Origin of the sequence: Streptomyces sp. NPDC005423 (assembly GCF_040606415.1) — a bacterium.
In the GTDB taxonomy this organism is placed as follows: Bacteria; Actinomycetota; Actinomycetes; order Streptomycetales; family Streptomycetaceae; genus Streptomyces.
On record NZ_JBEXET010000040.1, the window covers coordinates 12,578 to 24,506 of the forward strand.

The 11,929-nt window shown below is 72.7% G+C and carries 8 protein-coding genes; 5 read left to right on the forward strand and 3 right to left on the reverse strand.

All coding sequences use genetic code 11. From position 1 onward, the window contains the following. Positions 1 to 13 precede the first annotated feature (13 nt). Together ABZT12_RS30870 and ABZT12_RS30875 are read left to right on the forward strand one after the other, a co-directional pair. On the forward strand, positions 14 to 2,242 hold the full coding sequence (locus ABZT12_RS30870) for an RICIN domain-containing protein (protein ID WP_356390716.1): 2,229 nt from the start codon (positions 14 to 16) through the stop codon (positions 2,240 to 2,242). Positions 2,243 to 2,277: 35 nt separating this feature from the next. After that, positions 2,278 to 3,576, forward strand: coding sequence for a ThuA domain-containing protein (locus ABZT12_RS30875; protein WP_356390609.1), 1,299 nt, complete (start codon positions 2,278 to 2,280; stop codon positions 3,574 to 3,576). A gap of 23 nt (positions 3,577 to 3,599) precedes the next feature. Here ABZT12_RS30875 and ABZT12_RS30880 read toward each other — a convergent pair whose 3' ends face one another. Continuing rightward, positions 3,600 to 4,829: a SpoIIE family protein phosphatase gene (locus ABZT12_RS30880; protein WP_356390611.1), complete on the reverse strand. Its 1,230-nt coding sequence runs from the start codon at positions 4,827 to 4,829 to the stop codon at positions 3,600 to 3,602. Positions 4,830 to 5,103: 274 nt separating this feature from the next. Between ABZT12_RS30880 and ABZT12_RS30885 the strand changes: the two genes are divergently transcribed. Both ABZT12_RS30885 and ABZT12_RS30890 read left to right on the forward strand, forming a co-directional pair. Continuing rightward, positions 5,104 to 5,373: a hypothetical protein gene (locus tag ABZT12_RS30885; RefSeq protein ID WP_356390613.1), complete on the forward strand. Its 270-nt coding sequence runs from the start codon at positions 5,104 to 5,106 to the stop codon at positions 5,371 to 5,373. Further along, positions 5,370 to 6,242 (forward strand): fructosamine kinase family protein, encoded by an 873-nt coding sequence (locus ABZT12_RS30890; protein ID WP_356390615.1) that lies wholly within the window; start codon positions 5,370 to 5,372, stop codon positions 6,240 to 6,242. The genes ABZT12_RS30885 and ABZT12_RS30890 overlap by 4 nt, the downstream gene beginning before the upstream one ends. A 32-nt stretch (positions 6,243 to 6,274) precedes the next feature. Here ABZT12_RS30890 and ABZT12_RS30895 read toward each other — a convergent pair whose 3' ends face one another. Together ABZT12_RS30895 and ABZT12_RS30900 are read right to left on the reverse strand one after the other, a co-directional pair. After that, positions 6,275 to 7,702 (reverse strand): alkaline phosphatase family protein, encoded by a 1,428-nt coding sequence (locus ABZT12_RS30895; RefSeq protein ID WP_356390617.1) that lies wholly within the window; start codon positions 7,700 to 7,702, stop codon positions 6,275 to 6,277. A gap of 219 nt (positions 7,703 to 7,921) precedes the next feature. Beyond that, a complete protein-coding gene (locus ABZT12_RS30900) occupies positions 7,922 to 9,124 on the reverse strand; it encodes a PP2C family protein-serine/threonine phosphatase (RefSeq protein WP_356390619.1) in 1,203 nt (400 codons plus the stop codon). A 266-nt stretch (positions 9,125 to 9,390) separates the two neighbouring features. Between ABZT12_RS30900 and ABZT12_RS30905 the strand changes: the two genes are divergently transcribed. Then, positions 9,391 to 11,895 carry a SpoIIE family protein phosphatase gene (locus ABZT12_RS30905; RefSeq protein ID WP_356390621.1) on the forward strand — a complete coding sequence of 835 codons (2,505 nt, stop codon included), beginning with the start codon at positions 9,391 to 9,393 and terminating at the stop codon, positions 11,893 to 11,895. Positions 11,896 to 11,929: the final 34 nt, after the last annotated feature.

The window sequence follows — 11,929 nt, forward strand, 5'->3', positions numbered from 1 at the left end:
GTCGCCCTCGTCCATGCCCCGACGCGGGAGACGGTCCGGCCGTCACCGGATACCGGGAGCGCTGGCCGCGGTGGCTCTCGTCGCGACCACCGTGACCGGCGTCGGCTTCGCCGCGCAGGGGTCGGCCGACGCCGCGCCGAACACGACGGCCGCCGCGCTGCCGACCGGGTACACCACCGTCGTCAACAAGGGCAGCGGCAGGTGCGTCGACGCCCGGTCGGCCGCGAGCGCCGACGGCACCGTGGTCCAGCAGTACGCGTGCAACGGAAGTACCGCGCAGAACTGGCAGTTGGCTGCTACCAGCGGCGGCTACTACCGCGTCAGCAGCGGCCTGGACGCCACGAAGGCCTGGGACGTCACCGACGTCTCCACCGCCGACTCCGCGCCCGTCCAGCTCTGGACGTACTCCGGCGGCGGCAACCAGCAGTGGCTGCCGGTCGCCGAGGCCGACGGCGCCTACCACTTCGTCAACCGCAACAGCGGGAAGTGCCTGGACGTACCGAGCGCCTCCACCGCTGACAGCGTCCAACTGGCGCAGTACACCTGCAACGGCACCGCCGCGCAGTCCTTCACCCTTGGCGGCAGCGGCACCCAGAACCCGCCCGGTACCCCGGACTTCGGTCCCAACGTGACGGTCTTCGACCCGTCGATGCCCGCCTCCGCCGTCCAGTCGAAGCTGAACTCGGCCTTCGCCCAGCAGGAGACCAACCAGTTCGGCTCGGCCCGTCAGGCCCTGCTGTTCAAGCCGGGCACGTACACCGCCGACGCCAACGTGGGCTTCTACACACAGGTCGCCGGCCTCGGTCTCTCCCCGGACGACGTGACGATCAACGGCGCGGTGCACGCGGAGGCGGACTGGTTCCAGGGCAACGCCACGCAGAACTTCTGGCGCGACGCCGAGAACCTGTCGGTCAACCCGACCGGCGGCACCGACCGTTGGGCCGTCTCGCAGGCCGCCCCGTACCGGCGCATGCACGTGCGCGGCAACCTCGCCCTGGACGACGGCGGCTGGTCGAGCGGCGGCTTCATCGCCGACACCAAGGTCGACGGGCAGATCCGGTCCGGCTCCCAGCAGCAGTTCCTCACCCGCGACACCCAGATGGGCAGTTGGTCCGGCTCCAACTGGAACATGGTCTTCGTCGGCGACCAGGGCGCGCCCGCCCAGTCCTTCCCGACGTACACCACCGTCGCCAACTCCCCGACGATCCGCGAGAAGCCCTTCCTCTACGTCGACAGCGCGGGCGCCTACCGGGTGTTCGTGCCCGGGCTCCGGTCCAACGCCGTCGGCACCACCTGGAGCGGAAGGACACCGGCGGGCACGTCACTGCCGATCGACCAGTTCTTCATCGTCAAGCCCGGCGCCACCGCGGGCGACATCAACGCGGCGCTCGCGGCGGGCAAGAACCTGCTGGTCACTCCGGGCGTCTACCACCTCGCCCAGACGCTCGACATCACGCGCCCGGACACGGTGGTGCTCGGCCTGGGCCTGGCCACCTTCGTGCCGGACGGCGGGATCACCGCGATCAGCACCGCCGACGTGGACGGCGTCCAGCTGGCGGGCCTGCTGATCGACGCGGGCACCACCAACTCCCCGACCCTGGTGCGGATCGGCGCCACCGGCTCGTCCGCGCGCCACGCGGCCGACCCGACACAGCTCTCGGACGTCTTCGTCCGGATCGGCGGCGCCACCGTCGGCAAGGCCACCACCTCCCTGGTGGTCAACAGCGCCGACACCATCATCGACCACACCTGGATCTGGCGGGCCGACCACGGCAACAGCGGCACCGTGGGCTGGACCACCAACACCGCGGACACCGGTCTCGTGGTCAACGGCACCGACGTGACGGCGTACGGCCTGTTCGTCGAGCACTTCCAGAAGACACAGGTCGTCTGGAACGGCAACGGCGGCAGGACGTACTTCTTCCAGAACGAGATGCCCTACGACCCGCCGAACCAGGCCGCCTGGACGAACGGCGGCGCCAAGGGCTACCCCGCCTACAAGGTCGCCGCCTCCGTCACCTCGCACGAGGCGTGGGGGCTCGGCAGTTACTGCTACTTCAGCACCGATCCGAGCGTGGTCGCCGATCACGCCTTCGAGGTGCCGAGCGTCTCCGGGGTCAGGTTCCACGACATGGTGACCGTCTCGCTGGGCGGCACCGGCACCATCAGCCACGTCATCAACACCACCGGCGGGCCCTCCAACTCGGGCTCCAACGTGGCCGACCTCACCAGCTACCCGTAGACCACGCGCGGACCACAAGGAAGGACCGAGCGGAGATGCACACCATCAGATCCGGTTCAGCCCGCGCGGTACTGCGGGTCCTCCTGCTGCTGGCGACAGTGCTGGGCCCGGCCACGGCACCGCCGGCGGCCCACGCGAGCAGCGCCGCGGCCCCGTTCAAGATCTTGGCGCTCTACAGCGGCACCTACGACGCGGCGCACATCGACTTCGACAAGGAGGCCAACGTCTGGTTCCCGCAGCAGGCCGCGGCGAACGGGTTCACCTACACGGCCAGCACCAACTGGGACCTGCTCGCCAACGGCGGGGTCAACGCCTACCAAGTCGTCCTGTTCCTCGACGACTTGCCGCAGACCGCGGCCCAACGGGCTGGATTCGAGACATACATGAGGGGTGGCGGCGCCTGGATGGGCTTCCATGTCTCGGCGTTCACCACCGATGCCGCGAGCTGGTCCTGGTACCACAACCAGTTCCTCGGCTCGGGGAACTTCGTCTCCAACACCTGGGGCCCGACCGCGGTGACCCTGAAGGTGGAGGACCGGACCCACGCCGCCACCAAGAACCTGCCCGCCACGTTCGGTTCGTCGGTCAGCGAGTGGTACAGCTGGTCCAACGACCTGCGGCAGAACCCGGACATCAAGATCCTGGCATCGATCGACCCGAGCAGCTTCCCGGTCGGCACCGACCCCGACCAGTCCTGGTACAGCGGCTACTACCCGATCCTGTGGACCAACACCAAGTACCGGATGCTGTACGCCAACTTCGGCCACAACGCGATGAACTACACGACCAACACCCGTCTGTCGTCGACGTTCGCGAGTGAGACCCAGAACCGGTTCCTGCTCGACGGGCTCAATTGGCTGGGCGGGGGCGACACCTCCACCCCGCCGACGGACGACCCGATCTCCGAGACCGCCTGGTACTCCGTCCGCAACGACTCCAACGGCACCTGCGTGGACGCCCGCGCGGCGGCCACCGCCAACGGGACGGCGATCCAGCAGTACACCTGCAACGGCACGGCGGCACAGCAGTACCAGTTCCGCTCCACCGACAGCGGGTACCTGCGGATCACCGCGCGCGGCAATCCGCAGCAGGCCGTCGACGTCGTCGACCGCTCCACGGCGGAGAACGCGCCGTTGCAGCTGTGGTCCTACTCCGGCGGCACCAACCAGCAGTGGCAGCCCGTACGCGAGAGCAGCGGGCGCTACCACTTCGTCGCCCGGCACAGCGGCCGGTGCCTGACCGCGGCCACGGCGGCGACGGACGGCGTCCAGCTCACCCAGCGGACCTGCGACGGCTCCGCCGCACAGGGATTCCGGCTCACCGTGGCGCCCTGAGTCCGCACCGGCACCGGCTCCGCTCACAGCCGGACGACGATCAGGGCCGTGTCGTCGGTGGCGCCCCCGTGCGGCAGCAGATCCAGCAGTACGGCGTCCGCGAGGCCCTCGGGGTCGCGGCCCTGGTGGCGGACGAGCGCCTCGGAGAGCCGGGCGAGACCCCGGTCGATGTCCTCGTGGCGCCGTTCGACCAGGCCGTCGGTGTAGAGGAGGAGGGTGTCGCCGGCGGCGAACGTGGTCTCGGCCTGGGGTCTGGGTATGGGGTCGGGCCGCGCGTCGAGCGGCGGGTCGGTGGCCTGGTCGAGGAACTCCACCCGGTCGCCGCGGTGGAGCAGCACGGGCGGCAGGTGGCCGGCGCTGCTGTAGGTGATGGTGTGGTGGTCGAAGTCGACGAAGGTCGTGACCACCGTGGCGGACTCGGCCCCGTCGACCACGTGCGCGTACCGCCCCAGCACGTCCAGCGCCTGGGCGGGACCGCCGGCCACCCGGGAGGCGGCGCTGAGGGCGCTGCGCAGCTGGCCCATGACGCCGGCCGCCGCCAGACCGTGGCCGACGACGTCACCGGCCGACACCCCGATGCGGTTGCCGCCGACCAGGTCGACCACGTCGTACCAGTCGCCGCAGACGTTCAGCGCGCCGACCGCCGGCCGGTAGCGGACGGCGATCCGGTGGCCGCCGCTCTGCCGGCGGGTCGGCAGCATCGCCTCCTGGAGGACGAGCGCCACCTCGCGTTCGCGGGCGTGGGCGCCGCGGAGGCGTTCGTTGAGTTCCTGGAGTTCACGGGCGCGGGTGTACAGCTCGGCCTCCAGGACGCGGGGCCGGCCGGCGGCCGAGCCGCCGCGCGCCCGGATCAGCTCGGTGACCTCCTCGACCCGGTGCACCACGAACACCACCCGCCCGTCCGGGCCGAGCACCGGCGCGTTGACCGGGCTCCAGTAGCGTTCCTCCCACTCGCCCGGGCGGTCCGCCGACTCGACGTCGTAGCGCTGGAGCGCCATCGCCTCGCGTTCCCTGGTGGCCAGGACCCGTCGGAGGGAGACCTCCAGGTTGTGCCTGCCGGTGGCGGACGGGTCGGAGGGGTTGTCGGGGAAGACGTCGAAGAGGAAGCGGCCCACCACCTGCTCCCGGGTGCGGCCGGTCAGCCGCAGATACTCCGCGCTGGCGTCCGCGTAGGACAGCTCGGGGGTGAGCAAACACACCATCCCCGGCAGCGCCTGGAACACCGCCGCGTAGTCGATCACCGTGTCCGTCATGGCGCCGCCACCCATCGCAGGTATGCAACCAGTTTCCTACGTTATACGGAGAACGGAAGGTGTTCATCCGGTCACCGAGGGCGATGCCTGCTGCCGGGTGCCGGAAGGCGTTCCCCATGTCGCAACTCGGCCAAGGGCGACCTTGTTCGCCGCTTCCGGGTGGCCCCCGCGTGCTAAGAAGTACGGGCGTCGCGGGCATCGAGCCGTCTGGGGCGCGGGTATCGCACCTCCGGCGGCCGGGTCCGCCGCCCGTCACAGGGGAGGCCTCACCACCGTGCGTCGCAGGCGTGGAAGTGCCGCACTCCCGTCCGGTCCCGCGACGGTCGCCGCCGCTCGACCCGGCGGCGCGCACGCCGTGTCGGCGTCCTCGTCGCCGTCCGCTTCGACGGCCGCCCGGCGGGGTTCCGGCTGCTCCCTCACCGTCGTCCACCCGGCCGGTTCCTCCGTGGCCGCGAACGGCCGGGTGACGGGCGGCGGCCTCAAGTACGCGCCGCGCGGCGCCGGTTGGACCGGCGCCGTCGGCCAGGGCACCTGGAGGCTGTGATCACTCAGGAGAACCAGGAGAACCCGCGCGCCGTCGCGGCGCGGCTGACCGGGCGGGCGGCGGTGGGCGGACGTCCGTCGGCCGGAGCGCTCACCGAGGTCGCCCTGGACGACGGGCAGTCGGTGATGGTGAAGGAGAGCGACCCGCCCGGCTCGGTGGCCGCCGAGGCGGCGGGGCTGCGCTGGCTGGCCGCCGCCGCTGCCGTCCGGGTGGCCACCGTACGCGGCCAGGACGCGCACTGGCTGGTGACCGGCCTCGTCCCGGCGGGGCTGCCGAGCGCGGGCGCGGCGACCCGGTTCGGGCGTGACCTGGCCGCTCTGCACCGCGCGGGCGCGCCCGCGTTCGGCGCCCCGCCGCCCGGCGGGCCGGCCGACGCGTTCATCGGACGCGCTCCGCTGCGCAACGAACCCGGCGACGACTGGCCACGCTGGTACGCGCGGTGGCGGGTGCTGCCCTATCTGCGGCGCGCGGCCGACGCGGGTACCCTGCGGCCCGCCGAGACGGCCCTGGTCGAGCGGGTCTGCGAGCGGCTGCCGCTGCTCGCCGGGCCGGCGGAACCGCCCGCCCGGCTCCACGGCGACCTGTGGAACGGCAACGTGCTGTGGGGCGCCGACGGGCAGGTGTGGCTGATCGACCCGGCCGCGCACGGCGGCCACCGGGAGACCGACCTGGCGATGCTCGCGCTGTTCGGCTGCCCGTATCTGGACGAGGTGCTGGACGCCTACCAGCGGGCCGCGCCGCTCGCCGCGGGGTGGGCCGGACGCGTGGCACTGCACCAGCTGTTCCCGCTGCTGGTGCACACGGTGCTGTTCGGCCGGGGGTACGCCGAGCGGACGGTCGCGGCGGCGCGGGCGGCCCTGACCGGGTGAGGCCGGGCGGAGCCACGCTCACGGGCCGCCGGTCAGACGTGCCGTCGGCGTCCCTTCTCCTGGACCGGGAACCTCTGGTCGGCGCCGGGCAGTGTCGGCTTGGGCAACGTCGCCACTTCCTCCTTCGCCTTGGCGAGCTGCTTCGCGGTGTCGTCCGGCAGCCGGGGCGGGGTGGGAGCGCCGGAGGAGAAGCGGAACGCGGAGGTGAAGTCGCCGAAGGTTGAGCGGCGCCAGTCGGTGACGTTCGGCTCCTTGACGCCGGTGAAGCGCTCCAGGAACTGAAGGGCCGAGGTGTGGTCGAACGCCTCGGAGGCCACCCAACCACCCACCGTCCAGGGCGAGATGATGACGGCCGGTACCCGGAAGCCGCCGCCGATCGGCAGCCCCTGGATGAACTCGCCCGGGGTTCCGGCGGGCGGGGTCGGCGGGGCCACGTGGTCGAACAGGCCGTCGTTCTCGTCGTAGTTGAGGATGAACGCGGTCTTGCGCCACACCTTGGGGTTGGCGGCGATCGCCTCGATCTTCGACGCCACGTAGTCGGCGCCGGCGGCCGGGAGGTAGTCCGGGTGCTCCGACTGGTAGCTCGTGGGGCAGATCCACGACACGGCCGGGAGCCGGTCGTTGCGGGCGTCGTCCTCGAAGGTGCCGTGCGGCTGCGGGCGCATGCCGCGCTCGTAGAGGTCGGAGCCGGGCTGGGCGTTCCTGAAGGTGGCGAACTGCTCCAGCATGTTGGTGCCGTAGTCGTCCTCCTCCTGGTACACCTTCCAGCTGACCCCGGCGGCCTGGAGGCGCTCGGCGTACGTCGTCCACCGGTAGGGCGTCGGCGCGACGTTGCTGGTGATCGGGCCGCCCTGGGTGCCGCCCGGGTCGATCGAACCGGTCATCCACATCAGCCGGTTGGGCCAGGTCGGGCCGAACACCGAGCAGAAGTAGTTGTCGCAGATGGTGAACGTCTCGGCGAGGGCGAACTGGAACGGAATGTCGTCGCGCGTGTAATAGCCCATCACGTAGGGGCCGTTGACGCCGTCGGCCGCGCGGTGGGCGGGCAGCCACTGGTCCATCTTGCCGCCGTTCCAGGCCCGGTGCTGCACCGACCAGGCGTGGCTGGTGGACGGGATGGCCTGGGCGCTGGAGGTGTGGGTGTCCAGGTGGAAGGGGAGGAGGTAGCCCTTCGGGTTCACGGTGTCGGGCTGGTAGAAGACGGAGCGACCGGTGTCGAGGCGCAGGGCGTGCGGGTCGGCGAAGCCCCGGACGCCGGACAGGGTGCCGAAGTAGTGGTCGAACGACCGGTTCTCCTGCATCAGCATGACGACGTGTTCGATGTCGCGCAGCGAACTGTGCCGGGGCGGTTCGGCCGCCACGGCCTTCTGGACGCTCGGCGGGAGGAGGGAGAGAGCCGCGGCACCGCTCAGAGCGCCCACGGCGGAACCCAGGAGTCTGCGACGTGTCAACTCGGCCATGATTGCCCCTTCTTGAGCGAGAAGCGCTCCGGAGTGACGGTCGGCCCGGTGCGTGGCGGACCGTCGAACACTCTCCGCCCGGCCCGGCCGGGTGCGTCAGAGGCAGTCGGTGAACAGGTGGACAACGTGTGTTAAGGGGTTGGCCAAGCCGTGACCGACGTCCTCGGGACGTTGCCACGGCGTTGCCTTCCCTTGGTGCGCGGCCGGCGCCGTAGCCGGCTAACCGCCGCCGCGCAGGCGGGCGGTGAGGGCGGCCACGTCGTCCTCCGCGTCCTGGACGTCCAGCCGGAGCAGGACCTCGTCCAGGAGCCGGCCGACGTCCTGGCCGGGGGGCAGCCGGAGGCCGGTCAGCCGGGCGAGCGAGGCGTCGATGTCCTCGCCGCGCCGCTCCACCAGTCCGTCCGTGAACATCAGCAGGGTGTCCTCGGGGGCCACGGTGAGGGCGGTCATGTCGTACGCGGAGAGGCCCGTGCCGAGCGGCGGGCCGACCGGTACGGGGATCAGCTCGACGGTCCCGTCGCCGTGCAGGAGGGCGGGCGGCAGATGGCCGGCGCCGGCGAGCGCGACCGTGGCGCGGGCCGGGTCCAGGAGGGCGAGCAGACACGTGGCGGGCCTGCGGTTGTGCTCCTGGGACATGGCGGTGTCCATCCGGTGCAGGATCCGGTGGGGCGGCAGATCGGTGGAGGCGATGTACCGCAGCATCGAACGGTAGGCGTTCATGTCGACCGCCGCGTCCAGGCCGTGCCCCATGACGTCACCGATGACGAGGAGCGTACGGCCGTAGTGCAGCCGCACGGCCTCGAACCAGTCGCCGCCGACCAGGGTGCCGTTGCCGACGGGCAGGTAGCGGGTGGCCAACTCCACGTTGGGGTGCGGGCGGCTGGGCTCGGCGAGCAGCACCTGTTGCAGGTGGAACGCCGTGCTGCGCAGCCGCTCGTGTTCGAGGGCGTGGTGCAGGTGCGCGGCGGTGAGCCGGGCCGCGTAGTGCACCGCGGCGGCCTCGCCGTCGGTGAACGGCCGGTCGGTGCGGACGGCCAGGAGCGCTCCGTAGGCGCTGTCCCAGGCCAGCAGCGGCACGGAGAGGGCGGCCACCACGGACTGATCGTCGGTGGTGAGGGAGGCGGTGATCGGATGGCCCGCGTCCAGGGCGCGCACCAGGACGTCGCCGCGCGGGGCGTGCCGCAGGCCGTCCAGGAGGTCGGGCCGGCCCGCGGCCGCCGCCGCGCGCAGCGCGCCGCGGTGGGTGCGGCGCTCCTCGTCCTCCGCGAAGAGGTCCACCGCCGCCGCGTCGCACAACTCCCCGACCAGGAAGGCGGCGCACTCCGCGGCCGTCCTGCGTTCGTCGAGTGTCGTCCCGATCACCGCGACCGCCCGCTGTGCCAGATCGAAACGGTCCACCGAGTCCGTCGTACGTCCGCTCACCCCGCCGCCTTCCACACCAGCCCTGTTGCCGCCCCCATCCCAACACCCGCGCACCGCTGCGACCGGTAGCGACCCGTGACGCCTTGTGTCCGCCGCCCGTGTCCGGGGCAGTCGGCACGGTCGGAGGCGCGCGAGGGCCCGGCCCACCGGGGCTCGCCGGTCGCCCTCCGCACATCTCGTCCCGTCCGCCCAGGTGCGATCCGGCCACGTCGTGGCGCATTCTTGCTGTGTCACCCACCGGCGCCGCAGGGACGAGGAAAGGCTCGATGACTGGCAGTGCCGCGCACGAGAACGGGACGCCCGAAGGGCTGGCCGCGCTGCTGACCGACGCCTCGATCGAGGCGATCGCGGCGGCCGGCGGCCACTCCGGGGGCGTCTACCTGCGCTCCGGCACGCCCGGACTGCTCCGGCTCGCGGTCCTCTGCGGACTGCCCGGGCCGCTGTTCCGGTCCTGGTGGCGGCTGCATGTCGACAGCCGGTTCCCGGTCGCCGACGCCTACCGGCTCGGCGTCCAGGTGGTCCTGCCGAACGCCACGGAGTCCATGCGGCGCTACCCCCAGTTCGCGGCCGGCCTCCCCTTCCAGTTCGGCTCCCTCTACGTCCCCGTCGTGGGCGGGTCGAAGACGTTCGGCGTCCTGACCGTGCTGGGCCCCTCGGCCGCGGACGCCGCCGAGGTGCTCCCCGGGGTGGACCGTATGACCCGCATCGCGGGGGAGCTGGGCGCGGCCCTGGCCGAGTTGGACGCGGACGATCCGTCGGTCGCCTGGGACGGCGAGCCCCTCTGTGTCCGGCCGCCCGGCGTGCACGGCTTCGAGGGGCGCATGGGCCGGTTCGTGTGGGATCCGGCGACGGCGGTCGTCACTTGCGACGACTCGCTGGCCGCGCTGCTGGGGGTGGCCCCGGCGGAGTTCTCCGGGACCGTCCAGGCGATCGCGGACGCCGTGTCCCCGGCCGACACGCACCAGGTCCTGTCCGCGCTGCGGTCGACCTCCGTCGGCCGGCCGCCGCCGCTGCCGCTGCGCATACGCACCGCCGACGGCGCCTCGCGGGTGATGGACCTCTGGACACCCGACGCCGGGTCCGCCCCTTCGTCCGGCGCGTACCCGGTCAGCGGCATCGTCGTCGACCCGAGCCCCGCCCCGGCGGCCGACGGCGCGGCCGACCAGCTCCCGCAGGGCGTCTTCTGCCTGGACCGGCTGGGACTGGTGGCCTACGTCAACGACCGCGCCGCCCTCCTCCTGGGCCGCTCGCGCGCCGACCTCCTCGGGCAGCCGCTCTGGGAGTCCGTGCCGTGGCTGGAACAGGCGGGCGGCGACGACCAGTTGCGCGGCGCCCTGCTCTCCCACGAGCCGATGCACTTCCACGTCAGACGGCCCGACACCGAGGACCAGCGGTCCCGCGAGAGCGACTGGCTCGCGCTCTCCGTCCACCCGAGCCATTCCCTGCTGACCTGCACGGTCGTCCCCACGAACCGGGTGGCGGACGCCCCCGTCGGCCCGCCGTCCGGCACCGCGGGGGACAGGGACACGCCGATGGCTCCGCTCTACCGCCCGATCGTGCTGGCCATCGCGCTCACCGAAGCGGTCACCGCCCGTCAGGTCTCCGCGGTGGTGGTGAAGGAGCTGCTGCCCGCGTTCGGCGGCCGGCGGCTAGCGATCTACCTGCTCCAGGACCGGCATCTCTATCTGGCCTGGGAGACCGGCTTCCCGCCAGGGTTCCTCACCTCCTTCGAGGGGCTCGGGCTGGACGTCCGGCTGCCCGGTGTCGAGACCCTCACCAGCGGCCGTCCGCTCTTCTTCGACTCGATGCAGCAGCTGGCGAGCGCCTACCCGGGCATCCCCCTGGACGCGGAGGAGGGGGCCCGCGCCTTCCTGCCGCTGATCGCCTCCGGGCGCCCGGTCGGCTCCTGCATCCTCGGTTTCGACCGCTCCCGCGGCTTCGGCACCGAGGAACGCGCGGTGCTGACCGCCCTCGCCGGGCTGATCGCGCACGCCATGGAGAGGGCCCACCGCTACGACACCGAGGCCGCCCTCGCGCGCGGCCTCCAGCAGGCGCTGCTCCCCCGACGCCTCTCCGCCCACCCCGAGGTGGAGACCGCGGGGCGCTATCTGCCGGGCACCCAGGGCATGGAGGTGGGCGGCGACTGGTACGACGTCGTGGAGGCCGGCAACGGACTGGCCCTGGTCATCGGCGACGTCCAGGGACACGGGGTGCAGGCAGCCGCCACCATGGGTCAACTCCGCAGTGCGGTAAGGGCGTTCGCGCTCGGGGACCGGCCGCCCGACGAGGTGATGAGCGGCACCAACCGTCTCCTCATCGACCTCGACCCCGGCCTCTTCGCGAGCTGCTGCTACATCCGCCTCGACCCGGTCGGTGGCCTGGCCCGGGTCGCCCGCGCCGGGCATCTGCCTCCCCTGATCCGCTCCCCCGACGGCCGCACCCACGTCTGGGACATCCCCGGCGGTGTGGTGCTCGGGGTCGACCCGCACGCCCGGTACCCCGTCGCGGAGCTGCGGCTGGAGCCGGACGCGATCCTCGCGCTCTACACGGACGGACTGGTGGAGCGGCCCGGTCACGACATCGACGACGGGATCGCCGCGCTGCGCGTCGCCCTGGCGAAGTTCGGTGCCGCCGCCGCCCGGCCCGGCGGACGCTCCCTGGGGGACGTCGCGGACCGGCTCACCGCGAAGGCGCGGCACACCGCCGACCGTCCCGACGACATCGCGCTGCTGCTCGCCGCCCGGCGCCCGGGCAGACCCCGGCGCTCGTGAAGCACCGGCCGCCCGCGCCCCGCCTCTCCCGCCC